The organism is Modestobacter marinus, assembly GCF_019799945.1.
Lineage (GTDB): Bacteria > Actinomycetota > Actinomycetes > Mycobacteriales > Geodermatophilaceae > Modestobacter > Modestobacter marinus_B.
This window is the reverse complement of sequence record NZ_JABGCH010000004.1, coordinates 232,224-256,807: the sequence shown is the minus strand read 5'-3', so window position 1 is coordinate 256,807 and position 24,584 is coordinate 232,224. Positions and strand designations below refer to the sequence as shown.

Below are 24,584 nucleotides of genomic sequence, written 5' to 3'. Positions count from 1 at the left end.
CCGCGCGGTTGCCCACCACAGTCTTCGAGACCACTCGCGCAATGATGAGTCGGTGACACGGGCGTGATGGAAGCGGTGGGACGCTGGCTTCCTCGCTGCGGGCCTTCACAGGGGCTTGGACTGCTGGGAGGGGAGAAGCGTGTCGAATGACCCCGGTCGCTCGTCCTCAGCGCGCCCCATTGTGCCTTTCCGATGTAGCCAGGCCTCGCTGACGGATGTCCCTGAGGCCGCCTTCAAGGCGTAGGCGTGCGCGGCCGCGCAGGCTTGACCGTGCAGCGGCGACTGGTGGGTGGGAACCGTGTGGTTGCGAGATGGCTGACCGGATCCAGGGAGGGCGTCACGGATGAGGACGGTTGCGCTGGCCTGTCAGGGCGGCGGCAGCCACACGGCTTTCACCGGTGGTGTGCTGCAGCGTCTGCTGGCTGATGAGGACCACCGGGTCGTGGCGCTGTCGGGCACCTCGGGTGGGGCGGTGTGCGCGCTGCTGGCCTGGTACGGACTGCTGACCGGTGGGGCGGCCGAGGCCGGCCGGCTGCTGGAGCGCTTCTGGGACGACAACGCGGCGACCTCGTTGGGCGATGCGGCGGCGAACGCCTGGCTGGTCGGGCTGGCCCGGTTGGAGGGGCAGGTGTCGCTGCCGACGGTGAGCCCCTACGCCTATCCGGGTCTCGCCGACGCCGCCGTCACCGACCTGCTGACCCGCCACGTGGACGTCGATCGGCTGGCCCGACTGCAGGAGTCCCCGCCGGAGGGCCAGCCGCTGCTGCTCGTCGGCGCCGCCGACGTCCTCTCCGGCGGCTTCAAGGCGTTCTCCAGCCGGCGCCGGGAGATCACCGTGAACGCCGTGCTGGCCTCGGCCGCCGTCCCGCTGCTGTTCCGCGCCGTCGAAGAGGGGGGTCGGCACTACTGGGACGGGTTGTTCAGCCAGAACCCGCCGGTGCGCGAGCTGCCCGACGCCGGCCCGGAGGAGATCTGGGTGATCCGGATCAACCCGCGCGCCCGGGCGATGGTGCCGAGGAGTGTGGGCGACATCGCGGACCGGCGGAACGAGCTGGCCGGGAACCTCTCGTTGGAGCAGGAGCTGTACTTCATCCGCAAGGTCAACGAGTGGGCCGACCGGCTCGGCGATCGGTACCGGCGCATCGCGATCCGTGAGATCGCCCTCGATCTCGACCTCGACGTGGCCAGCAAGCTGGACCGCAGCCCGGCGCTCCTCCGCCGGCTGTTCGACGCGGGGCGGGAACAGGCGGCAGCCTTCCTGGCCGGCTTGCCCGGCTGACCGCGGGCGAGCGCGCTCGGGGCCGGGTGGAGGGTGGAGGGTCAGCGCGAGCCGGCCGACTCGGCCAGGTGGTCGGCGATGGCGGCGCGCAGCAGCTGGGAGTGATCACCGACCCCCCGGCCGCGGAGGCGGCGGGCGCACGCGCCTGACCATGCTCCCTCGGCGGGTCCGCAGGCTGCCCGGCAGTGGCGCGCAGCGCCTCCGGCCGTGCTGTCCCTGAGGCCGCCCCGTTGCTGGGCGCGGCACCAGACACACGGAGGCGGTGGCGGTACCAGGGTGCCGCCACCGCCTCCGCGGGATCAAGCCGTCGTCAGGCGGCCTGGAGCTGCCGGCGGACCTTCGGCCCACCGGTCGTCATCTTCCAGAGCTTGACCAGCTGCGCCGGGGCGTTCTTCGGGGTGGTCTCGGCCAGCCAGCCGTTGGGCAGCGACAGCCGCAGCACCTTGTGCCAGGCGGACGCGACCTGCTGCGGCAGCGGCGCGGTGTGGTAGCGCAGCCCGTACTTGTCGAACAGGTCCTTGACCTTCGGGGCGATCTCGCCGTACCGGTTGCTCGGCAGGTCCGGGAACAAGTGGTGCTCCACCTGGTGCGAGAGGTTGCCGGTCATGACGTGCATGGCCTTGCTGCCGGAGATGTTGGCCGAGCCGAGCATCTGGCGCAGGTACCACTCGCCGCGGGTCTCCCCGTCGATGGACTTCTTCTCGAAGGTCTCCACGCCCTCCGGGAAGTGCCCGCACATGATCACCGAGTGCGACCACAGGTTGCGCACCACGTTGGCGGTGAAGTTGGCCGCCAGGGTGGGCAGGAACGACGGGCCCGACAGCAGCGGGTGGACGACGTAGTCCTTGGTCATCTGCTTGCCGATCTTCTTGAGCACGGCCTTGCCGCGAGCGCGGAACTCCGGGTCGTTGCGGCGCTCGGGGGTGGCCAGGTTCTTGCCCAGCTCCAGGTCGTAGGCGGCGATGCCGTACTCGAAGAAGCAGGCGTTGACGAAGTTCCACACCGGCTGCAGCAGGTACATCGGCACCCAGCGCTGGTCCTCGTCGACGCGCATGATGCCGTAGCCGAGGTCGTTGTCCTTGCCGATCACGTTCGTGTACGTGTGGTGCAGCTCGTTGTGCGAGTGCTTCCACTGCTCGGCCGGGCTGGCCATGTCCCACTCCCACGTCGTGGAGTGGATCTTCGGGTCGCGCATCCAGTCCCACTGCCCGTGCAGGATGTTGTGCCCGATCTCCATGTTCTCGAGGATCTTGGCGACCGAGAGCCCCATGGTGCCGAGCACCCAGGCCGGCGGGAACTTCGAGAACAGCAGCACGGCGCGGCTGCCGAGCTCCAGCTTGCGCTGGACGTCGATGACCCGGCGGATGTAGGCAGCGTCGGCCGCACCGCGGCTGTCGATGACGTCCTGCCGGATCGCGTCGAGCTCGAAGCCGATCGCCTCGATGTCCTCCGGGGTCAGGTGGGCGATCGGGTTGTCGGACTTCTTCTGCAGCACGGTCATGGACGGGCTCTCCTCGAGTCGGTGCGGGTCAGTGGTCGATGTCGCAGGCGCCGGCGGCGGCGCTGATGCAGGTCTGGACGAGGACGCCGTCCCCGGGCGCGGCGGTCGTGACCTCGCCGTTGCGGAGGTCGCGGACCGCCCCCTCGCGCAGCGGGAGCACGCAGCCGTAGCAGATGCCCATCCGGCAGCCGCTGGGCATGAGCAGCCCGGCGTCCTCGGCGGCGTCGAGGATCGGGGTGGCGCCATCGACGTCGACGGTGCGGCCGGACCTCCCGAAGGTGACGGTCCCGCCCTCCCCGGTGACCAGCACGCGGGGCCGGAACCGCTCGGTGTGCAGCCGGTCGGCGATCCCCTCCCCCGCCCAGTGCTGCTCGAGGGTCTCCAGCAGCCCGACTGGGCCGCAGGCCCAGGTGGTCCGCTCGGCGAGGTCGGGCACCAGCTCGGCCAGGGCGGCGCCGTCGAGCAGCCCCTGGGCCGCCGTGTGGCGCTCCACCAGGCGGATGCTGCCCGCGGCGGCCAGCGCCCGCAGCTCGGCGCCGAAGATGACGTCGCCGGCGGTGGGTGCCGAGTGCACGACGACGACGTCGCCGGCCTCGTGCACCTGGTTGCGGAGGATACCCATCACCGGGGTGATGCCCGAGCCCGCGGTGACGAACAGCGCCTTGGCCGGCCGCTGCGCCGGGAGGACGAACTCGCCGGTGGCCTGGTCGAGCTGGACGACGGTGCCCGGCAGCGTCCGGTGCACGAGGTGGTTGCTGACCTTCCCGTCCGGGATGGCCTTCACCGTGATGGTGAAGCAGCCGTCGGGGCGGCCGAGGACCGAGGTGATCGAGTAGGCGCGCCACAGCCGGATGCCGTCGACGTCGATGCCGATGCGGACGTACTGGCCGGGCGTGTGCGGCAGCCAGTCGCGGCCCGGGCGGATGACGACCGTCGCGGCGTCCCGCGTCTCGTGCTGCACCGCCTCGATCCGGCCCCGCAGCGCCGCGCCGGACCGCAGCGGGTCGACCAGGTCCAGGTAGTCGGCCGGCAGCAGCGGGGTGGTGACGAGCTCGGCCACCTTGAGCACCCGGTCGCGCAGCGTGCTCAGGGCCGGGCGGCCCCGGGGGGGACGCGGGACGGTGGCGGTCATGCCTCTGAGTCTTCCCGGCGCGGGGCGCAAATCACTGTGCTCACCACGTGAATCGCACGGTAGGTTCTGTTCCCACCGAACAAAGAAGGGGTGAGTCCGGCGAGCGACCCGATCGTCTTCCCGCCCGCGGTGGTGGCCGCGATGCAGGCCCAGCTTCCCGCCGTCGCCGAGCGCACCGTGGCGACCATCGTCGTGGAGGTCCCCAGCTACGCCGACGCCTTCACCGGCGAGATGGGCCAGGCGATCGGTCGGGCCGTGCAGCTGGCCCTCGGCGGGTTCCTGGAGCTGGCGTCCCGGCCCGGCGGCGCGGACCCCAGCCAGCCGATCGGCCCGGCGCTGGAGGGTGCGTACGCGCTGGGCCGCGGCGAGGCGCGCAGCGGGCGGGCGATGGACGCGCTGCTGGCCGCCTACCGGGTCGGCGCCCGGGTGGCGTGGCGGCACATGAGCGAGACCGCGGTGACGGCGGGGCTAGAGGTCGGCGCCGTGGCCCGGTTCGCCGAGCTGGTGTTCGCCTACATCGACCAGCTCTCCGCCTCCAGCGTGGCCGGGCACACCGACGAGCTGGAGAGCACCGGCCGGGCCCGCCGGCAGCACCTGGAGCGGCTCGGCGCCCTGCTGCTGGCCGGGCGGCCGCCGCACGACCTCACGGTCGCCGCGCAGCGGGCCGACTGGCCGCCGCCGCGGACGCTGACCGCCGTCGTCCTGCCCGAGGACCGGGCCCGCGGCGCCCGCGCGCTGCTGGACCCGCGCACCTTGCAGGTCACCGACGACGCCCCCGGGCTGGACCCGGTGGCCGACCTGGCCGTGCTGCTGGTGCCCGACGCGGGCGAGCGGGCCCGTCCCACGCTGCTGCGCACGCTGGAGGGCCGGTCGGCGGCCGTCGGGCCGCCCCGGCCGTGGGCGCAGGTGGCCGCGTCCTACGAGCGGGTGCTCCGGGCGATGCGTCTGGGGATGACCGCTCCGGCGCCGGCTCCGCTGGACACCGAGCAGCGGCTGGCCGACCTGGTCCTGCGCGCCGATCCCGACGCGCTCGCCGACCTCCGGACCGCCGCACTGGCCCCGCTCGCGAAGCTCGGCCCCGGGGCGCAGGAGAAGCTGACCGCGACCCTGCGCGCGTGGCTGCTGCACCACGGACGGCGGGAGCAGATCGCGGCCGCGCTGTTCGTGCACCCGCAGACCGTCCGGTACCGGATGGGGCAGCTGCGCGACCTCTACGGCGACCGGCTGGACGACCCGCAGACCGTCCTGGCGCTGACCCTCGCGCTGGGCAGCCGCCCCGATCCCGAGGCGGCCGACACCGTCGCGCGCCCAGCGGCACCTCGCGGGAGCTGAGGCACCGCTGGGCGCGCGACGGTGGGGCCGGGCTGCCGAGCCCCCAGACTCGTCAGCCCCGTTCGGGGTGGATCAGTTGCCGCTGGAGAAGGCGGCGTCGAACGCTGCGGCCGGCGGGTCGAACGCCAGCCGCCGGACGAACTCCAGCGCCTCGGGCGCGCCGACGAGGCGGTCCATCCCGGCGTCCTCCCACTCGACCGAGATCGGGCCGGCGTAGCCGATCGTGTTCAGCATGCGGAAGCACGCCTCCCACGGGACGTCGCCGTGCCCGGTGGAGACGAAGTCCCAGCCGCGGCGCGGGTCGGCCCAGGCCAGGTGCGACCCCATCCGGCCGTTGCGGCCGTTGCCGACCTGACGCTTCGCGTCCTTGCAGTCGACGTGGTAGATCCGGTCCTTGAAGTCCCAGAGGAACCCGACCGGGTCCAGGTCCTGCCAGACGAAGTGGCTCGGGTCCCAGTTGAGGCCGAACGCCTCGCGGTGCCCGATCGCCTCGAGGGTGCGGACCGTCGTCCAGTAGTCGTAGGCGATCTCCGACGGGTGCACCTCGTGCGCGAAGCGCACCCCGACCTCGTCGAACACGTCGAGGATCGGGTTCCAGCGGGCGGCGAAGTCCGCGTAGCCGTCCTCGATCATCGACTCGGGCACCGGCGGGAACATCGCCACGGTCTTCCAGATCTTCGACCCGGTGAAACCGACGACGACGTCCACGCCCAGCTTCGCCGCCGCGCGGGCGGTCAGCTTCATCTCCTCGGCCGCCCGCTGCCGGACGCCCTCGGGGTCGCCGTCGCCCCACACCCGCGGGTGCACGATGCCGCGGTGCCGCTCGTCGATCGGGTCGTCACAGACGGCCTGGCCGTTGAGGTGGTTGGAGATGGCGTAGACCGCCAGGCCGTACTTCTCCAGCAGGGCCTTGCGGTCGGCGACGTAGGAGTCGTCGTTGGCGGCGCGCTCGACGTCCAGGTGGTCGCCCCAGCAGGCGATCTCCAGGCCGTCGTACCCCCAGTCGGAGGCCAGCCGGCAGACCTCCTCGAACGGCAGGTCGGCCCACTGGCCGGTGAACAGGGTGACGGGACGGGGCATGTCTCTCCTCCTCGGAGGTGGGATGGGGGGACGGGTCAGCGCACGCCGAACAGGTGCTCCATGGCGAGCTGGTCCAGGTGCTCGAAGTGCATGCCTCGCCTGGCGAGGGCGTCGGGGTCGTGTTGCTCGGCGCGCAGCGCGTCCAGCGACTCCCCCTCCCCCAGGGTCGGGACGGCGAGCTGGTCGACCCGCGCGGCCGCCAGCGCCTCGACGACCTCCGGGTCGGCGCGGAACGCCCGCACCTTCTCCCGCAGCACCAGGAAGTTCCGCATGCACGCCGCGGCGGTGACCCAGACGTCCTCGGGGTCCTCGGTGCGCGGCGGCTTGTAGTCGAAGTGCACGTAGCCGTCGTAGCGGGGACCGGTGCCAGCACCCTCCAGGACGTCCACGGTCCAGAACGCCCCGCGCAGGTTGCCCGCGCCGAAGCGGAGGTCCTGGTCGTAGCGGGGGCCGTGCTGCCCGTTGAGGTCGATGTGGAAGAGCTTGTCGTGCCAGAGCGCCTGGGCGATGCCCTGGGCGTAGTTCAGGCCGGCCATCTCCTCGTGCCCGACCTCGGGGTTGAGGCCGACCCGGTCGGGCTCCTCCAGCTCGTTGATGAAGGCCAGCGCGTGCCCGATCGACGGCAGCAAGATGTCGCCGCGGGGCTCGTTCGGCTTGGGCTCCAGGGCGAAGCGGATGTCGTAGCCCTTGTCCCGGACGTAGCCGCAGAGCAGGTCCATCGACTCCTTGTAGCGGTCCAGCGCCGCCGCGACGTCCTTGCTGCCGCCGGACTCCGCGCCCTCGCGCCCGCCCCACAGCACGTAGGTCTGCGCCCCCAGCTCGGCCGCCAGGTCGATGTTGCGCAGCACCTTGGCCAGCGCGTACCGGCGGACCTCGCGGTCGTTGGCGGTCAGGCCACCGTCCTTGAACACGGGGTGCCCGAAGAGGTTGGTGGTGGCCATCTCCACGCCCAGCCCGGTCTCGGCCAGCGCCGCGGTGAACCGGTCGAGGGTGGCCTGCCGGGTGGCGTCGTCGGGCACCAGGTCGTCGTCGTGGAAGGTGACGGCGGCCGCGCCGAGCTCGGCCAGCCGGTGCACCGACTCCACCGGGTCCAGCGGCGGGCGGACGGCGCCGCCGAAGACGTCGACCCCCTGCCAGCCGACGGTCCACAGCCCGAAGCTGAACTTGTCGTCCCTGGTGGGCGTGAAGGGACCGGTCATGCGGGGATCTCCGTCCAGCTGGATCGGTCCGCCGCACTGCGCTCGACGGCCGCGAGCACGCGCTGGACCTGGAGCCCGTCGGCGAAGGACGGGGTGGGCTGCTCGCCGGCGGCGAGCGCGTTGACCAGGTCGACGACCTGGTGGGTGAAGCCGTGCTCGTAGCCCAGGCCGTGGCCGGCCGGCCACCACGCCGCGACATAGGGGTGCTCCGGCTCGGTGACCACGATCCGCCGGAAGCCGGCGGTCGCGGCCGGCTCGGCCCCGTCGAAGAACTGCAGCACGTTCATGTCCTCGAAGTCGAACGCCAGGCTGCCCGCCGAGCCGTTGACCTCGATCCGGATCGCGTTCTTGCGGCCCAGCGCGAAGCGGGTGGCCTCGAAGGTGGCCAGTGCGCCACCGGTGAACCGGCCGAGGAACACCGCGGCGTCGTCCACGGTGACCTCACCCATGCCCTCACCGCCCACGCCGCCCAGCTTGCCGCTGCTGGCCGGCAGCGGCCGCTTCTTGACGAAGGTCTCGACCAGCGCGCTGACCCCGGTGAGGGTCTCCCCGGTGATGAACTGGGTGAGGTCGACGATGTGCGCCCCGATGTCGCCGAGCGCCCCGGAGCCGGCCTTGTCCCGGTCCAGCCGCCACGACATGGGGGCGGCGGGGTCGGCGATCCAGTCCTGCAGGTACAGCGCGCGGACGTGCCGGACCTGCCCGATCCGCCCCTCCGCGACCAGCTGGCGGGCCAGCGCGATGGCCGGCACCCGCCGGTAGGTGAAGCCGACCATGGCCCGCACACCGGCGCCGGCGGCGCGCTCGGCGGCCGCGACCATCGCCTCGGCCTCGGCGACGGAGTTGGCCAGCGGCTTCTCGCAGAGCACGTGCTTGCCGGCCTCGAGCGCGGCGATCGCGATCTCGGCGTGGGTGTCGCCCGGGGTGCAGATGTCGACCAGGTCGACGTCGTCCCGCTCGAGGACGCGGCGCCAGTCGGTCTCGGTGCCCGCCCAGCCCAGCCGGTCGGCGGCGGCGGTCACCGCGGCGGCGTCCCGGCCGGCCAGCACGGTCAGCTGCGGGGCGAGCGGGAGGTCGAAGAAGCGCGGCGCGGTCCGCCACGCGTGGGAGTGTGCGACGCCCATGAAGGCGTAGCCGATCTGGCCGACACGCAGCGCCGGCCGGACTGCTGAGGACATGCTGGGCTCCAGGAAGAGGACCGAGGCCGCCGGTGACCGGGTCAGGTCACCGGCGGCCCCGGTCGGCCGGTCAGGACTCGAACGCAGCGTCGATGTACTGGTCGACGTTGTCGGCGGTCACGACGGGGGCGTCGAGCACGGTCCGCCGCGGCACGCCCTGGGAGGCGAGGTCGGACAGGCTCTTCTCCTGCGCGACCAGCCGGGCGAGCTTCACGCCGTCCGCCGCCTGGGTGTGCGGGTAGATGACGGTGGCCTTCAGCACCGAGTCGTCGGCCTGGATGCTGCGCATCGCGTTCGCCGAGCCGGCGCCACCGACCATGATGAACTCGTCACGGCCGGCGTTGTTGATCGCGGCCAGGACGCCGACGCCCTGGTCGTCGTCGTGGTTCCAGAGGGCGTCGATCTTCGGCGCGGCCTGCAGCAGGTTCGCCGCCGCCTCCTCGCCGCCCTCGACGGTGAAGTCCGCCGCCACCCGGTTGCTGACCGTGAGACCGCAGTCGGCCAGCGCGTCGGCGAAGCCCTGGCTGCGGTCCTGGGTCAGCGGGAGGGAGTCGATGCCGGCGATCTCGGCGACGACCGCACCGGGCGTGTCGCCCAGCTGCGAGCAGACGTAGGTGCCGGCCGAGACGCCCATGCCGTAGTTGTCGCCCAGGATCGTGGCGCGGGCGGCGAACGGGCTGTCGAACTCGCGGTCGACGTTGATGACCGGGATCCCGGCCTCCATCGCCTCGAGCGCGACCGGGGTCAGCGCGGCGCCGTCGAAGGGCAGCAGCACGATCGCGTCGACGCCGTCGTTGATGAAGGTCTCGACCTGGCTGATCTGCGCGCTGACGTCGTTGGTGCCCTCGGCGACGATCAGCTCGACGTCCTCGTAGTTCTCCGCCTCGGCCCGGGCGGCCTCGGTGATGCCGGCCATCCAGCCGTGGTCGGCGGCGGGCGCGGAGAACCCGATGCGGACGGTGTCGCCCGGGTCGTCGTTGGCGCTGGCGGCGTTGTTGCTCCCGCCGCCGCCGCCGCTGCTGCCCTCGCTCTCAGGGGTGTTGCTGGTGCACCCGGTGACCAGGGCGGTGGCCCCGACCGCGCAGACGGCGGTGGTCATCAGGCGGCGAAAACGGCGCTGCCTCGTTGCAGACATGTGCTTCTCCTCGCGGATCGCCTCCCTGGCACCGATGGCCAGGTCGTCGTGGTGGGCTGGTCAGGGTGGTGCGACAGCGGACCGGCGGTCCGCTGGTGGTGCTGATCCCTCCGCGGCGGTCTTCGCCGCGCCGGGATCAGGTCGTGGGGCCGGCGGCTGCGCCGGGCGTGGGGGTGCCGGAGGGGCTGCCGGGGATGCTCGTGCCCGCCGCCTCCGGGGTTCCGCCGCGGAGCCCGCGCCGGCGGGGGTTGCGGTTGGCCACCCGCTGCTGCAGCAGGACGGCGGCAACGATGATCACGCCCTTGGCCACCGCCTGCGCGGAGCTGGACAGGTTGTTGAGCGTGAAGACGTTGCTCAGCGTGGTGAAGATCAGCACGCCCAGCACGGTGCCGACGATCGTGCCCCGGCCACCGATGAGCAGCGTGCCGCCGATGACGACCGCGGCAATGGCGTCCAGCTCGTAGAGGGTGCCGTGGGTCGAGCTGCCGGTCGTCGTGCGGGCCATCAGCATGACCGCGGCGATGCCGCAGGCCACGCCGGAGAGGACGTAGAGGTACACGGTGTGCCGCTGGACCCGGATGCCCGCCAGGCGGGCGGCCTCGGCGTTGCCGCCGACGGCGAAGGTGTGCCGGCCGAACCGCGTCCGGTTGAGCAGCACCCAGCCGAGGACCGCCACCAGCGCGAAGATGATCACGAGGGTGGGGATGCCGAGCACGTCGCCGGAGAAGAACCGGATGAAGCTCTGGTCCTGCACGATCTGGGTGCGCCGGTTGGCGATGATCTCGGCCAGGCCGCGGGCGGCGGCGAGCATCGCGAGGGTCGCGATGAAGGCGACCAGCTTCCCGTAGGCGATGACCACGCCGTTGACCAGGCCGCACGCGGCGCCGACCAGGAGAGCGGTGCCCACCATGACGATCCAGTGGACGTCGGCGGCCATGGCCTGAGTGGCCAGGGTGGTCGCCCAGACCGAGGAGAGAGCGACGATGGCCCCCACCGACAGGTCGATGCCACCGCCGATGATGACGAACGTCATCCCGACGCTGACCACACCGATCACGGCGGCCAGCCGGAGGATGGTCAGCACGTTGTCGACGTCGGCGAACCGGTCCCCGGCCGTCGCGATCCCGGCGATGCAGAGCAGCACCAGCGCGATCACCAGGCCGAGGTTGCGCCCGAGGGGACCTGAGAGCAGGCCCGGGCCACCCCCCCGGTTGCGTCGCGCCGGTGTCCCGCCGGCCGGGCCGTCGGCCCGCGTCGTCGTCGTCGCGGTGTCGCTCATGCCACGTCCCCTTCTCGTGCGGCTCCCGAGGTGGAGTCCGCTGCTTCCATCACGAGGTCGAGCACCTTGTGCTCGTCGAGTTCGTCCGCCGGGGCACTGGCGACCACGGCGCCGTCGGCCACCACCAGCACGTGGTCGGCCAGGCCCAGCACCTCCGGGATCTCGCTGGACACGACGACGACGGCCACGCCGCGGTCGGCCAGCGCCCGGATCAGGGCGTAGATCTCTGACCGGGCGCCCACGTCGACGCCACGGGTCGGCTCGTCCAGCAGCAGCACCCGGCAGTCGCGCAGCAGCCAGCGGGCGAGCACGACCTTCTGCTGATTACCACCGGAGAGGGTGCGGACCTCGCGGTCGACGTCCGGGGGCCGGACGTCGAGCGCGCGCACCTGCTCGCGGGCCGCGACCTTCTCCGGCCGGCCGGTGAGGAAGCCGCCCCGGGTGAACCGGGAGAGGCTGGAGATGCTGATGTTCTGGTAGACCGGGTCGCCGAGCAACAGACCCTGGCTCTTGCGCTCCTCGGGCGCCAGGCCGACGCCGGCGTCCACGGCCCCCGCCACGTCCCCGGTGCGCAGCTTGCGGCCGCCCACCCGGACCGTGCCCGTGGTGGCCTTGCGGGCGCCGTAGATGGTCTCGAGGATCTCCGAGCGGCCGGAGCCGACCAGGCCGGCCAGGCCCACGACCTCACCCGGCCGCACGTCGAAGTCGACGCCGCTGAAGCTGCCGGCCAGCGAGAGGCCGGCGACCTCCAGCAGCGGCGCGGCCTCCTCGTCGGGCAGCGCGCGGCGGGGCGGGAAGACGTACTCGATCGTCCGGCCGGTCATCAGCGTGATGACCTCGCGGGTGGGGGTCTCCTGGACCGGCAGGCCGGTGGCGACCGTGCGGCCGTCCTTGAGGACGGTGATGCGGTCGCCGACCTGGCGGATCTCCTCCAGCCGGTGAGAGATGTAGACGACGGCCACGCCCTCGTCGGTGAGGTCGCGGATGACCTGGAAGAGGTGGTCGACCTCCTCGCTGTCCAGCACCGCGGAGGGCTCGTCCATGACGATCAGCCGGGCGTCCTGGGACAGGGCGCGCGCCATGCTGACCATCTGCTGCTGCGCGGCGGACAGCGAGCCGACCTCAGCGGTGGGCCGGATCTCCCGGTGCCCCAGCCGGGCGAGCAGCTCACCGGCCGCCCGGTTGGCCTGGGCGGGCCGGGTGAGCCCGAGCCGGCTGCGCTCCCGGCCGAGGAAGACGTTGTCCGCGACGGTGAGCCCGGAGACCAGGTCGAGCTCCTGGTAGATGGTCGCGATCCCCAGGGTCATGGCCGCCTGCGGGTCCCCGAGGGTGACCGGGGCGCCGTCCCAGGTGATGTGTCCCTCGTCGGGCTGGTGCGCGCCGGCGAGGACCTTGATCAGGGTGGACTTGCCCGCGCCGTTCTGGCCGAGCAGGCAGTGGACCTCTCCGGCGCGGACCTCGAGGTCCACACCGTCGAGGGCCCGGACGCCGGGGAACTGCTTCACGATCCCGTGCATCTCGAGCAGCGTCGGCGACGCGGCGGTCTGCGCGCTCACGCAGACGCTCCGCCGACCTGGGACGAGGCTTCGGACACTGTCACCATCTCCTACTTATGCTCAGCACTGAACAGAAGTTCGTGAGGCCGGACACTATGTCCCGCGCCACACACGGGTCAAGGGCCGCACCGGGCGGTTACAGAACCGCAACCTCCCACCGGGTGAAAACGCCCCGCGGGGTCCGCGTCCCACCCGACGTGCCGGCAGGCGCGCGGCTGGGACCCGCCCCGTCGGGAACGGGACGGGCGGTGGGGGTCCAGGATCAGCGGCCGGTGCGGGTGCCGGCCGGCGACACGCCGGCGGCCTGCTCGTCGGCGCGGGACAGCTGGTGCACGGAGTCCTCGTCGAGGAAGCCCTCGATCGCCATCAACGCCGCGCCCAGCCGCCCGGAGAGGTCCGGGGCGTCGCTGACGGTGATGTCCAGCGCCCGCGCGGCCAGGGGCATGGAGCGTCCGTAGACCGCCTCGCGGATGCCGGCGAGCAGCGGCGCGCCGGCCTGGGCCACGCCACCGGTCATGACGATGCGGTGCGGGTTGAAGAAGTTGACCAGGCTGGCCAGGACCGTGCCGATGGTCCGGCCCGAGTTCCGGACGAGCTCGAGGACCGAGCCGTCACCGCGCGCCGCCAGCTCGACCAGCTCCCGCGTCGTGCTCACCGGGACCCCGGCCGCGCGGGCGTCGCGCAGCAGCGCACCACCGCCGGCGATGGCCTCCAGGCAGTTCTCGTTGCCGCACCGGCAGATCACGGTCTGCCCGTCCGGCGGCGTCACCGAGATGTGCCCGATGTCCCCGGCGCTGCCCTGTGCGCCGCGGTAGACCCGGCCGTCGACGATGATCCCGCAGCCGATGCCCGTGCCGACCTTCACGACGAGCACGTCCTCGTCGGACCCGGCGATGCCCATCTCGCCCAGGGCCATGACGTTGACGTCGTTGTCCGCGTAGACCGGGCACTCGTACCGGGCGAACGCGCTGGGGATCGGGTAGTCGTGCCAGCCCGGCATGATCGGCGGGTGGAACGGCCGGCCGGTCGAGAACTCGACGGGCCCGGGCACGCCCACGCCCACGGCGCACACGTCGGCCGGGGTGAGCCCGGCCGCGGCCAGCGCTTCCTGAGCCAGCCGGTCGACCTCCGCGAGCACCAGGTCGGGCCCGTCGGCGATGTCGATCGGATGGCCGATCGTCTGGAGGATCTGCGCGGACAGGTCGGTCACCGCGACGTCGACGCTCGTCACGCCGAGGTCCACGGCGAGCACGCAGCCCGCGCGGCTGTTGAAGCGCAGCAGCGTGGGCGGCCGCCCGCCGGTGCTCCAGCCCCGGCCGCCCTCCTCCAGCAGGTTCGCGGCGATCAGCTGGTCCACCCGCGCGCTCACCGTGTTCCGGGACGCACCGGTGAGGGCCACCAGCTCCGCCCGGCTGCGGGCGCGGCCGGTACGTACATGGCGCAACAGTGCGCTGGCCGAAGCGGAGGGGTGCGCCACGCCGCAATAGTGGCACGTCCGCCGGGGCGTGCGGCCGGGATCCGCATCGCCCGACCGGGTGGACCGGGGGCCCCCGCCGGTCCACTCCCCCGCGCCGCGCGACCCGCGGGGCGCCTCGCCTTCAGCCGGGCTCGGCGAACCTCAGCACCGCCTGCAGCGGCGGGCTGGGCAGCCGGCGGCCGGCCAGGTCGGCCAGCAGCGCCGGCCCGGCCTCGAACGGCAGGACGTCGGTGACCAGGTGCCGGCGGACGTCGTCCCCCCGCTCCCGCAGCAGGTCGACGGTGACCGCGGCCAGCGCCGTCCGCGGCCAGGTGCCCGCCATGCCGCGTGGCACCCGGGAGATCTGCGCGCACACGACGCTCAGCCCGTTGTGGTGGAACTCCTCGCCGAGCCGGACCCGCTCGGCGCCGGCCTGGTAGAAGCCGAGGTCGACGACGACCCCCTGCGGGCGCAGCGCCTTGAGCGCGGTCGCCAGCGCGGCGTCGTGCCCGCGGCACTGGAAGGCGACGTCCGCGCCGCGGTCCCCCGGCCCGGCCCGCCAGCGGTCCTTGGCCGCGCGCCAGGCCTGCCCGTCAGCGTCGTCCACCGCGGGCAGGCCCAGCGCCGCGGCCACCCCCCGGCGCTCCGCGGACGGCTCGGCGACCAGCACCTCGGCCGCGCCGTGCCGCACCGCGAGCATCGCGGTGATCAGCCCGATCACCCCGGCGCCGGTGACCAGCACCCGCCGGCCGCGCACGCCGGCATCCAGCGGCGCGCCGGGGCCGGCGAACGCCGCCGCGGCGTGCAGCAGCCCGTTGACGCAGATGGGGCCCATCTGGGCCAGGTAGACGCCCAGCAGCGGGTCGAGGTCGTCCGGCACGGGGATGACCGGGCGTTGCGCCGGGTCGGCGCAGCGCCCGGTGCGGTGCCCGTAGGCCAGCGCCACCAGCTGCCCCTCGGCGAGGACACCGGTGCGGCTCTCGGTGACCCGGCCGACCTCCATGTAGCCCAGGCCGAGGACCGGGTAGCCGGCCGGTAGACCGCCCGGATCGAAGGAGCGCTGCTCGGGGTCCCAGCCCATCCGGTGGTGCGGGTCGGTGCCGCGGACCAGGGCCACCTCGGTGCCGGCGCTGATCCCGCTCCAGAGCGTGTGCACCCACGCCTGGCCGGGCCCCGGCTCGGGCTCGACGTCGTCGAGCAGCACCGGGCACCCCGGCTCGCTGACCCCGATCGTGCGGACCCGGCGGCCGGTCGGTCTGTTTCGGCTGGTCACGAGCGGGCCGGTTACCCGCACCGACCGGACGCAACCACCGGGTGCCCGGCCCGCTCAGCCGGCCCGCGGTGGCAGCCAGCGGTGCAGCCAGGCGATCGTCCGCTGGACCACCTGCTCCAGCGCGCCGGGCTCCGCGAACAGGTGGGTGGCGCCGGGCACCACGCTCACCTCGGACACGCCGGTCAGCTGCCCGGCGGCGGTCCGGTTCAGCGCGAGCACCTGGGTGTCTGCGCCACCGACGAGCAGCAGCGTCGGGGCGCGCACCCGCGCCAGCGCCGTCCCCGCCAGGTCCGGCCGGCCGCCGCGGGAGACCACCGCGCGGACGACGTCCGGCCGGTCGGCGGCGGTGATCAGCGCGGCGGCGGCACCGGTGCTGGCGCCGAAGGTCGCCAGCGGCAGCCCGGCCGCCCCCTCGGCACCGAGCCAGTCGGCGGCGGCGGTCAGCCGCGCGGCCAGCAGCGGGATGTCGAAGCGGAGCTCCCGGGTGCGCTCGTCGACCCGTTCCTCGTCCGCGGTGAGCAGGTCCAGCAGGAGCGTCCCGAACCCGGCCTCCTGCAGGGCCGCGGCGACCTGCTGGTTGCGCGGGCTGTGCCGGCTGCTGCCGCTGCCGTGCGCGAAGAGGACCACGGCCGCGGCCGAGCGCGGCACGGCGAGGTCGCCGGCGAGCTCGACCGTTCCGGCGGGCAACTGGACGGTGCGGCGGTCGGCCGGCATCGGGGATCACCTCCAGGCGCCGGAGTCCTACCCCGGCGGGCGATGGGTCAGGCCCGGATCGGGTAGGAGCCGGGGATCCGCACGGGGGCAGCCGCAGCCAGGAGGTCCCGATGTCCGCGAGCACCGCGCCGTTCGCCGACCGGACCGAGGCGGGCCGCGCCCTGGCCGCAGCGCTCGCCGGGCACGCCGCCCCGGAGCTCGTCGTCCTCGGGCTCCCGCGGGGCGGGGTGGTGGTCGCCGCCGAGGTGGCCCGGGCGCTGGGCGGGACCCTCGACGTCGTCGTCGTCCGCAAGCTCGGCGTGCCCTGGCAGCCGGAGCTCGCGATGGGCGCCATCGCCGCGGTGGACGAGGAGATCGAGACGGTCCGCGACGAGCACGTCCTGGGCCGCCTGCAGCTCGGCGAGGACGCCTTCGACCGGGCGCGGGCGCGGGAGACCGCCGAGCTGCACCGCCGGGAGGCGGCGTACCGGCAGGGCCGGCTCCCCACCCGCCTGGCCGGGCGTCCAGTCGTCGTGGTCGACGACGGCCTGGCCACCGGCTCCACCATGCGGGCCGCGCTCGCGGCCGTCCGCCGGCAGGGACCGGCCCGGCTGACCGTGGCCGTGCCCGTCGCCGCGCCGGTCGTGTGCGCGCGGATCGCCGCGGAGGTGGACGACGTGGTCTGCCTGTGGGCGCCGCCGGACCTCGCCGCGGTGGGCCAGGCGTACGACGACTTCCGGGCCACGACGGACGAGGAGGTCCGCGAGGCGCTCGCCGCGGCGGGCCCCGGCTGAGGTCAGGGGCGCCACTCGTCGCGGTAGTCCGGGTGGTCGGCGTAGGGCATCGCGAGGACGGCGAGGGCGAAGGCGGCCAGCTGGTGCGGTCCGCTGGGCGAGAGCGGGAAGTCGGCCATGCCGCTGGGCCGGGTGCCGAGGAAGGCCAGGTCCGGCCGGGCGTCCCGGCAGGCCATCACGAGCTTGCGCTTGGCCGCGCACTCGGCGAGCACCCGGGCGGGGTCGTACCGGGCGACCAGCTCGGCGGCGGCACCGGCCAGCCCGCAGTCCCCGGGGACGTCCGCGGGGGTCCAGTCCTCGCGCCCGTTCGCCCCCGCCGCGTCGGTGGCGACCCGCTTGTCCTCGGCGATCCGGGCGAGCAGGAACTGGTCCAGGTTCGGCTCGAGGCCTGACTCGACGTCCATGCCGGCCATCCTGCCGCCGCGGCCGCTCCCGCGTCTCGGGGACGATGGTCGGGTGCGGCGCGTCAGGGCAACCGAGGAGACGGCACCGGAGGTCCCTTCTCCGGGCCGGCGACGGCGCTGGGTCCGCCCGCTGATCGCGGCCGTCGCCGCCGGCGCTCTCCTCGTCGCCGCGGTCCTCGCCCGGCACCGGCTCAGCGAGTGGTGGGACACCCTCCTCGGGGTGCGCTGGCGGTGGCTGGCGCTGGCCGCCGTCGTCCAGCTCGCGTCCATGCAGTGCCTGGTGCTGCAGCAGCGGGTGCTGCTGCGGGTCGGCGGCGGCCACGCGCCGCTGCGTGCCCTGACCTCGGCCGCGTACGCCGGCAACGCGCTCTCGGTCGGGGTGCCGGTGGCCGGCGCGGCCGCCGGCGCGGCGTACACCTACCGGCGGCTGCGTGACCTCGGCAACGGCCGGGCCCTGGTCGGCTGGGTGCTGACCGTCTCCGGGGTGGCGTCCACGGTGAGCCTGGCCCTGGTGCTCGCCGTCGGCTCGGCGGTCACCGGCTCGGTGGTGGGGGCGGTGGGCGCCTTCGTCGCCACCGTGGCCGCGGTCGTGCCGGTCGTGGTGCTGGTGCTCGCCCTCCGGCACGGGCGGACCCGGGACCTCCTGCTCCGCCTGCTGCAGAGGACGGTCCGGGTGCTCGCCCGGTGGGTGCCGGCCCTGCGCGCGGCGGAGGTGCGCAGCCGGGTCGACGGGCTGCTGGTGTCGCTGGGCTCCTTCCGGCTCGGCGCGGCGGGGGCGGCCGGGGCCGGCGGATGGTCGCTGCTCAACTGGCTGCTGGACGCGGCGACCCTGGCGCTGGCGGTCACGGCGGTGGGCGCGGCCGTCCCCTGGCAGGCGCTGCTGCTGGTCTGGGCGGCCGGGGCGCTCGCGTCGGCCAGCCGGGTCAGCCCCGCCGGGATCGGCGTGGTGGAGGCGGCGCTGGCCTCCGCGCTGGTGGCCGCGGGCCTGCCGGCCAGCGAGGCGGTGCCGGCCGCGGTGGTCTACCGGTTGGCCAGCCTCTGGCTGCTCCTGGGGATCGGCGCCCTGTTCCTGGTGGCGATGCCCCGCCGTCCCGCGGCCGCGGACGCTCCCGGCGACCCGGGACCCGCCGCCGGGGGCGGGGGGCCTCTACCGTCGGAGCCCCCTGGCCCCGGGACCGGCGGCCGGGGTTCCTCCTGCTGAGCGGAGGTCCTCCATGGCGGGCCCGCTGCTCGCGACCAAGCTGCACGTCCGCCGCCGCCGACCCGGCCTGGTAGCGCGCCCGCGGCTGAGCGCGCGCCTCGGCCGCGGCTGGGACGCCGCCCTCACCCTGCTCTCGGCCCCGGCCGGGTTCGGCAAGACGACGCTGCTCACCGAATGGCTGGCCACCGCCCCAGGAGGGCGGCCCACGGCGTGGCTGTCGCTGGACGCCCGGGACGACGACCCCGTGCTGTTCTGGACGTACCTCGTCACCGCGCTGGACACGGCCGTGCCCGGGGTCGGCGCACGCGCACTCGCGCTCCTGCAGTCGCCGGCTGATCGCGAAGGGCTTCTCGCGCACCGCCGTCCCGGCCCCGGCCGACGCCCCCACCGCCGACCGCACCGTCTCCGTCTGACCCCAGCGACGACGGCCGGGCCCCACCAGGGCCCGGCCGTCCCCGTGCGGAGGCGCCGGCGACCGGCGGCTTGGCGACAGTCGACAGCCGGGACGGCGCCGGTTCGTGATCCAGGACACGGCATCGGCGGGCCCGACTGCCGATCTACTCCACATGGCAACCCGGCTCGCAACGGTGCGGACCTCTGCGAACCCGCAGGTCACCTCCGACGCCTCGTGGTGGCGCGACGCCGTGGTCTACCAGGTCTACCTGCGCTCCTTCGCCGACGGCAACGGCGACGGCATCGGTGACCTCGGCGGCCTGCGCTCCCGGCTGCCCTACCTGTCCTGGTTGGGCGTCGACGCGCTGTGGATCAACCCGCACTACCCGTCCGGCGGCGCGGACGGCGGCTACGACATCACCGACTACCGGGCGGTCGACCCGGACTACGGCGACGTCGCCGACCTCGAAGCGCTCGTGGACGACGCGCGCCGGCTGGGGCTGCGGGTCGTGCTGGACGTCGTCCCCAACCACACCTCCGACCGGCACCCCTGGTTCCAGGCCGCGCTGGCCGACCCCGACGCCCCCGAGGCGGCCCGCTACCACTTCGCCCCGCCGTCGGCGGAGCCCCCGAACAACTGGCAGTCGCTGTTCGGCGGCCCGGCGTGGTCCCGGACCCCGGACGGCCGCTGGTACCTACACCTGTTCGCCCCCGAGCAGCCCGACCTGAACTGGGGGGACCCCGCCGTCGCCGCCGACTTCGAGCGGACGCTGCGGTTCTGGCTGGACCGCGGGGTGAGCGGCTTCCGGGTGGACGTGGCCTACGGCCTGTTCAAGGACGCCGGACTGCGGGACAACCCGGGTGCCTACTCCCCCACCCTGTTCGGCCACGGGCCGGAGCAGGCGATGACCTGGAACCAGCCCGAGGTGCACGACGTCTGGCGCCGCTGGCGGTCGATCTGCGACGAGTACCCCGACACGATGCTGGTCGGCGAGGTCTGCCTGGCCGACCTGGAGCAGGTGGCGCTGTACTCGCGCCCGGACGAGATGCACCAGTCGTTCTCGTTCCGGCTGCTGAAGTCGCCGTGGTCGGCGGAGTCGTTCGCCGACGGCGTGCGGACGGCGCTGGACGCCTTCGGCGCGGTCGGGGCACCGGTCTCCTGGGTGCTGGGCAACCACGACAAGGACCGGCAGGTCAGCCGGTTCGGCGGGGGCGCGCTCGGCACCGCCCGGGCCCGCGCGGCGGCGCTGCTGGTGCTGGCGCTGCCCGGCTCGGCCTACCTGTACGCCGGCGACGAGCTCGGCCTGCCGCAGGCGGAGGTGCCGGACGAGGCGAAGCTCGACCCGATCTTCTTCCGCAGCGGCGGCGCCCGCGCGGGCCGGGACGGCTGCCGGGTGCCGATGCCGTGGAACGCCGACCGCGGAGTGGGCTTCTCCGCCGACGACGCGGCGACCCCGTGGCTGCCGATCCCCGCCGACTGGGACCAGTACGCGGTCTCCCGTCAGGCGCGGGACGGCGGCTCGGTGCTGACCCTGTACCGGCGGGCGCTGGCCCTGCGCGACGCCCACCCGGCCCTCGGGTCCGGCGACGCGGCGGTGAGCCGGCGCGGCGACGTCCTCACCGTGCGGTGCACCGCGGCGGACGGGTCCGTCGTCCGGTGCGTGGTCAACATGGGCTCGGAGACGGCGCTGGTGCGCACCCGCGGCACGGTGCTGCTGGCGTCGACGACCGGGGTGCGGCGATCCGCGGGCAGCGTGGCGCTGCCGGCGGACACCGCGATCTGGCTCGCGGAGGCCTGAGCCGGGGCGTCTCAACCCGGGCTCAAGTCGGCTCTCAGTGGACTTCAAGAGGTCCCGTCCAGGGTGTCGGTGACACCCCGACCGAGGAGCCCACCATGACCCAGCAGCTGCCCCCGACCTACGCCCCGCCGGCCTACCCCGCGCCCACCCACCCCGCGCCGGCCGCCTTCGCGCCCGCCCCGGACGCGCCGCCGCCCCCGCGCCGGCGCCGCACCGGCCTGATCGCCGCGGTCACCGGCGGACTGGCCGTCCTGGGCCTGGCCGGCGGCGCCCTGGCGATGTTCGGCACGCAGGTGCTGGACACCGCCGAGGTGGCCGACCGGATCGCGGCGGACACCCAGACGCAGATCGGCGTCCCGGCCACCGACGTGAGCTGTCCGGACGACATCGAGGTGGCGGCGGGCACCGGGTTCTCCTGCACCGCCCGGATCGACGGCCAGCCGGTCACCTACAGCGTCCGCCAGACCGACGACGAGGGCACCGTGCAGTTCGAGCTCGACGACCAGATCGTGCTGGTCACGAAGGTCGAGCAGGCCGTCGCCGAGCTGGTCGCCGCCGACTACGGCCTGACCGTGTCCGCGGTGTGCGACAACGGCGAGCACCGGGTGCTGGTCGAGGACATGCCCACCTCGGTGCCGTGCACGGTGACCAACGTCGACGACCCCGCGGACACGCTCGACGTGACCGCCGACGTCGCGGCCGACGGCAGCGTCAGCTACACGGAGGCGTGACCGCCGCACGCTGACCCGGCGCCGCCCGGCGCCGGGTCAGCGCGGCGTCGTCCGGACCGCCGGACGCGGTGGCGGCGGTGCCGCGGGGCCGGCGCCGGTGCGGGCCCGGAGCGCCCCGGCGAGCACCCGCGGGCGGAGCAGTGCGCTGGGCGGGTCGAGCATGCCGAGCACGCGGGCGTAGACGTCGGCCACGACCGGGTCGACGGTGGCGGCCGAGCCCACCCGGTCCTGATACCAGTGCCGCACCCGCTGACCCCGGCCCGCCGGCATCCCCGTCGTCGTCGGGTAGCGCAGGTCCTCGCTGGTCGAGAGCGTCCAGGCGGGCGCCTCGACGCGGGCCAGCGCCCGCTGGAACCGGACCGCGAGCCCGTCCAGATCGCCGGGGCGGTGCGTGCCCCGGTGCGCCCGCAGGCAGGCTCCGAGGGTCTCGGCCGCGATGGCCGCCATCGTCATGCCCTGCCCGTAGACCGGGTTGAAGGCGGTGACGGCGTCCCCCACCACGAGGAACCGCTCGGGCCAGTCCGGCATCCGGTCGAAGCGCCACCGGCGGTTGGTCGTGCCGTGGTGCCCGCGGATCGGGGACGTGGGCTCGGCGCTCGCGATGCACTCGGCGATCACGGGGGGGCGCAGGCTGCGGACGAACGCCGTCCACCCCGCCTCGTCAGTCGGCGGATGCTGCCCACCGGCCCCCATCAGCGAGACCATCCACTGGTCCCCCTCGACCGGGAACAGGTAGCCGAACCGCGCGACCGTCGGCGGGGCCGACGTGAGCATCACCGCGGTCCAGTCGGCGGAGAAGCCCGCCGGGACCTGGAACAGGCGAGCGGCGTAGGCCAGCTTCGGGTCCACCTGTTCCCGGGCGGGTGCCGGGTACCCCAGCCCGGCCAGCCACGCGGGGGCCCGGGAACCCCGGCCTGCGGCGTCGACCACCAGGTCGGCGTCCAGGTCGGTGGTGCCGCCGTCGTCGACCCGGCGCACCGTCACGCCGGTCACCGACCGGCCGTCCCGTGCGGCGGTCAGCGACGTGACCTCGTGACCCTCGAGCAGCGTCACGACGGGCAGCTCGAGCACCCGGCGGCGGACGACGGCCTCGATCAGCGGGCGGGTGGCCGACACGGCCTCCCAGCCGCGGGCCCGGCGGTCCATCCACCCGGCCGGGCCCAGCACGATCACGTCCGTGGGGAGGCGCAACCGCACCCCGCCCGCGGTCCGCAGCTCCTCGCTGTAGCCCGGGATGAGGTCCTCGACGACGGCGCGGCCGCGGGCGAGCAGAGCGTGGAACTGCCGTCCTTGCGGCAGGCCCCGGCGGTGCTCCGCCGCGGCCGGCAGGACGTCGCGTTCCACCAGGACGACCTGGTCGACGTGGTCGGCGAGGACCCGGGCCGCCAGCAGCCCCGCCATGCTCGCGCCCACCACGACGGCGCGGCCGGTGCGGGCGCGGTCCGGCTCCCGGGGGCCGGTTTCGCACGATGACCTGGCCACGGGCTCAGCGCAGCGCGGTCCAGGCGGCCGCCACCGCCGCGACGGACCGGTCGATGTCGTCCGCGGTCGTCGACCAGTTCGACACCGACACCCGCATCAGCCGCTGCCCGTGCCAGGTGGTGCCGCCCATCCAGCACTCACCGGACCGCTGCACCGCCGCGACCACCGCGCCGGTGGCCGCGTCGTCGTCACCGAAGCGGAGCAGGACCTGGTTGAGGACGACGTCGTTGGCCACGGTCACCCCGTCCAGCCGCGCCGCGTGGTCGGCGAACCGCCGGGCGAGGGTGCAGCACCGGTCGACCAGGTCGGTGACGCCGGTGCGGCCGAGCTCCCGCAGCGCGGCCCAGGTCGCGAAGCCGCGCGCCCGGCGGGAGGACTCGGGGACGAAGTCGGACGGCGCGCGCAGGCCCTCCTCGCCGTGCCCGGTGAGGTAGGCCGCGGTGAACGCCATGGCCGCGCGGTGGTCGTGCGGGTGGGCGCAGAAGGCGTAGCCGCTGTCGTAGGGCACGTTCAGCCACTTGTGGCCGTCGGTCGTCCAGGAGTCCGCGCCCTCGACCCCGTCGACCAGGTGCCGGGTGCGCGGGCTCGCCGCCGCCCACAGCCCGAAGGCGCCGTCGACGTGCACCCACGCGCCGCGCCGGTGGGCCAGCTCGACCGCGGTCGCCAGGTCGTCGCAGGCGCCGGTGTTGACGTTGCCGGCCTGCAGGCACACCACCGTCGGGCCGGGTGGCAACGCGGCCAGTGTCCCGGCCAGGGCGTCCGGGTCGATCCGGCCCTGGGTGTCGGCGGGGACCGGCTGCACGGCGGCGGCGCCGATGCCGAGCAGCCGCAGCGAGCGGTCGATGGTCACGTGCCGCTCCTCGCTGGCGACCACGCCGATCCGCGGTGCGCCGGCGAGCCCGTCGCTCTCGACGTCCCAGCCGGCGTCGGCGAGCACCCGGTGCCGGGCCGCGGCCAGGCAGACGGTGTTGGCGCCCTGGGCCCCGGTGGCGAACCCGACGGACACGGTGGCAGGCAGGGCCAGCAGCTCGGCGAGCCAGGCGCCGGCGACGTCCTCGACGACGGCGGCGGCCGGTGAGGTCACCGGGTTGAAGGCCGGCTGGTCCCAGCCGACGGCGAGCATGTCGGCCGCCGTGGCCGCGTCCAGCGCCCCGCCGACGACGAAGCCGAAGTACCGCGGTCCGGTGGTGGCCACGAGCCCCGGCTCCACGGCCCGGCACAGCTCCTCGACCACCGCGCGCGGCTCGGTCGGCTCGTCCCGCAGCGGGCCGAGCGCGGCCCGGACGGCGTCGGCCGCCGTCGGCGCGGGCACCACCGGCCGGTCGGCGACCGAGGCCCGGTGGTCGGCGGCCCGGGCCGCCGCGTCGGCGAGGAGCGCATGCAGGTCCGCCATCCCGGCATGCTCCCACCGGAGGAGGCGCTGCCGGGCGTCCTCAGAGCCGGCGGTCGCCGGGCGCCGGGGCGGGGGTCGTGCGCTCGGCGTGCACCTGGACCTCGATGTTGGTCCGGTTCGCCACCGGGTCCCCGATCTCCTCGAGGGGCGCCGGCACCGACCCGCCGATGCCCCGCCGACGCGCCCGGTGCCCGAGCAGCGCGACGGCGACCGGGACCGCGACGACCGCCACGACGACCTCGGCGGCGAGGGCCAGGTCACCCATGCGGCGCACGGTACGCGGCACCTGCCGGG

The 24,584-nt window shown here is 74.7% G+C and carries 21 protein-coding genes; 6 read left to right on the top strand and 15 right to left on the bottom strand.

The window, feature by feature from the left end; all coding sequences use genetic code 11:
• The first annotated feature begins 343 nt into the window (after positions 1–343).
• Positions 344–1,279 (top strand): patatin-like phospholipase family protein, encoded by a 936-nt coding sequence (locus tag HK417_RS06330; protein ID WP_222264488.1) that lies wholly within the window; start codon positions 344–346, stop codon positions 1,277–1,279.
• Between the two features lie 310 nt (positions 1,280–1,589).
• Here HK417_RS06330 and HK417_RS06325 read toward each other — a convergent pair whose 3' ends face one another.
• On the bottom strand, positions 1,590–2,780 hold the full coding sequence (locus HK417_RS06325) for a fatty acid desaturase family protein (RefSeq protein ID WP_222264486.1): 1,191 nt from the start codon (positions 2,778–2,780) through the stop codon (positions 1,590–1,592).
• Between the two features lie 28 nt (positions 2,781–2,808).
• Positions 2,809–3,912, bottom strand: coding sequence for a ferredoxin reductase (locus HK417_RS06320; RefSeq protein WP_222264484.1), 1,104 nt, complete (start codon positions 3,910–3,912; stop codon positions 2,809–2,811).
• Between the two features lie 90 nt (positions 3,913–4,002).
• On the opposite strand from HK417_RS06320, the gene HK417_RS06315 reads away from it, so the two are divergent.
• A complete protein-coding gene (locus tag HK417_RS06315; protein WP_308123409.1) occupies positions 4,003–5,244 on the top strand; it encodes a PucR family transcriptional regulator in 1,242 nt (413 codons plus the stop codon).
• A 72-nt stretch (positions 5,245–5,316) separates the two neighbouring features.
• Here HK417_RS06315 and HK417_RS06310 read toward each other — a convergent pair whose 3' ends face one another.
• The 9 genes from HK417_RS06310 to HK417_RS06270 all read right to left on the bottom strand — a co-directional run bounded on the left by HK417_RS06310 (position 5,317) and on the right by HK417_RS06270 (position 16,114).
• Entirely contained in the window at positions 5,317–6,324 is a 1,008-nt protein-coding gene (locus HK417_RS06310; RefSeq protein WP_222264482.1) for a sugar phosphate isomerase/epimerase family protein, read from the bottom strand.
• A 35-nt stretch (positions 6,325–6,359) separates the two neighbouring features.
• Positions 6,360–7,523, bottom strand: a complete 1,164-nt coding sequence (gene xylA / locus HK417_RS06305; RefSeq protein WP_222264480.1) for a xylose isomerase — start codon at positions 7,521–7,523, stop codon at positions 6,360–6,362.
• Positions 7,520–8,701, bottom strand: coding sequence for a Gfo/Idh/MocA family protein (locus HK417_RS06300; RefSeq protein WP_222264479.1), 1,182 nt, complete (start codon positions 8,699–8,701; stop codon positions 7,520–7,522). Before HK417_RS06300 ends, xylA begins: the two co-directional genes overlap by 4 nt.
• A 70-nt stretch (positions 8,702–8,771) precedes the next feature.
• A complete protein-coding gene (locus HK417_RS06295) occupies positions 8,772–9,836 on the bottom strand; it encodes a substrate-binding domain-containing protein (protein ID WP_222264477.1) in 1,065 nt (354 codons plus the stop codon).
• 136 nt (positions 9,837–9,972) lie between these two features.
• Positions 9,973–11,115 carry an ABC transporter permease gene (locus HK417_RS06290; protein ID WP_222264475.1) on the bottom strand — a complete coding sequence of 381 codons (1,143 nt, stop codon included), beginning with the start codon at positions 11,113–11,115 and terminating at the stop codon, positions 9,973–9,975.
• Entirely contained in the window at positions 11,112–12,671 is a 1,560-nt protein-coding gene (locus tag HK417_RS06285) for a sugar ABC transporter ATP-binding protein (protein WP_308123408.1), read from the bottom strand. Before HK417_RS06285 ends, HK417_RS06290 begins: the two co-directional genes overlap by 4 nt.
• A gap of 262 nt (positions 12,672–12,933) precedes the next feature.
• Positions 12,934–14,148 carry an ROK family transcriptional regulator gene (locus HK417_RS06280; protein ID WP_222264473.1) on the bottom strand — a complete coding sequence of 405 codons (1,215 nt, stop codon included), beginning with the start codon at positions 14,146–14,148 and terminating at the stop codon, positions 12,934–12,936.
• A gap of 121 nt (positions 14,149–14,269) precedes the next feature.
• Complete coding sequence (locus tag HK417_RS06275; RefSeq protein WP_222264471.1) at positions 14,270–15,400, bottom strand: zinc-dependent alcohol dehydrogenase; 1,131 nt, start codon at positions 15,398–15,400, stop codon at positions 14,270–14,272.
• A gap of 54 nt (positions 15,401–15,454) precedes the next feature.
• Positions 15,455–16,114 carry a dienelactone hydrolase family protein gene (locus tag HK417_RS06270; RefSeq protein WP_222264469.1) on the bottom strand — a complete coding sequence of 220 codons (660 nt, stop codon included), beginning with the start codon at positions 16,112–16,114 and terminating at the stop codon, positions 15,455–15,457.
• Between the two features lie 110 nt (positions 16,115–16,224).
• On the opposite strand from HK417_RS06270, the gene HK417_RS06265 reads away from it, so the two are divergent.
• Positions 16,225–16,887, top strand: coding sequence for a phosphoribosyltransferase (locus HK417_RS06265; protein WP_222264468.1), 663 nt, complete (start codon positions 16,225–16,227; stop codon positions 16,885–16,887).
• A 2-nt stretch (positions 16,888–16,889) separates the two neighbouring features.
• Here HK417_RS06265 and HK417_RS06260 read toward each other — a convergent pair whose 3' ends face one another.
• Positions 16,890–17,291 carry a DUF6221 family protein gene (locus HK417_RS06260; RefSeq protein ID WP_222264466.1) on the bottom strand — a complete coding sequence of 134 codons (402 nt, stop codon included), beginning with the start codon at positions 17,289–17,291 and terminating at the stop codon, positions 16,890–16,892.
• Between the two features lie 52 nt (positions 17,292–17,343).
• Between HK417_RS06260 and HK417_RS06255 the strand changes: the two genes are divergently transcribed.
• The 3 genes from HK417_RS06255 to HK417_RS06245 all read left to right on the top strand — a co-directional run bounded on the left by HK417_RS06255 (position 17,344) and on the right by HK417_RS06245 (position 21,415).
• Positions 17,344–18,492: a lysylphosphatidylglycerol synthase transmembrane domain-containing protein gene (locus HK417_RS06255; protein WP_222264464.1), complete on the top strand. Its 1,149-nt coding sequence runs from the start codon at positions 17,344–17,346 to the stop codon at positions 18,490–18,492.
• A gap of 587 nt (positions 18,493–19,079) precedes the next feature.
• Entirely contained in the window at positions 19,080–20,684 is a 1,605-nt protein-coding gene (locus HK417_RS06250) for an alpha-amylase family glycosyl hydrolase (RefSeq protein ID WP_308123407.1), read from the top strand.
• 95 nt (positions 20,685–20,779) lie between these two features.
• Positions 20,780–21,415, top strand: coding sequence for a DUF4333 domain-containing protein (locus HK417_RS06245; RefSeq protein WP_222264460.1), 636 nt, complete (start codon positions 20,780–20,782; stop codon positions 21,413–21,415).
• A gap of 36 nt (positions 21,416–21,451) precedes the next feature.
• Here HK417_RS06245 and HK417_RS06240 read toward each other — a convergent pair whose 3' ends face one another.
• From HK417_RS06240 to HK417_RS06230, 3 genes are read right to left on the bottom strand one after another with little or no spacing between them, the layout of a single operon-like run.
• Complete coding sequence (locus HK417_RS06240; protein ID WP_222264458.1) at positions 21,452–22,897, bottom strand: NAD(P)/FAD-dependent oxidoreductase; 1,446 nt, start codon at positions 22,895–22,897, stop codon at positions 21,452–21,454.
• 4 nt (positions 22,898–22,901) lie between these two features.
• Positions 22,902–24,290 carry a pyridoxal phosphate-dependent decarboxylase family protein gene (locus HK417_RS06235; protein WP_222264456.1) on the bottom strand — a complete coding sequence of 463 codons (1,389 nt, stop codon included), beginning with the start codon at positions 24,288–24,290 and terminating at the stop codon, positions 22,902–22,904.
• 40 nt (positions 24,291–24,330) lie between these two features.
• Complete coding sequence (locus tag HK417_RS06230; protein WP_222264454.1) at positions 24,331–24,555, bottom strand: hypothetical protein; 225 nt, start codon at positions 24,553–24,555, stop codon at positions 24,331–24,333.
• Between the last annotated feature and the right edge of the window lie 29 nt (positions 24,556–24,584).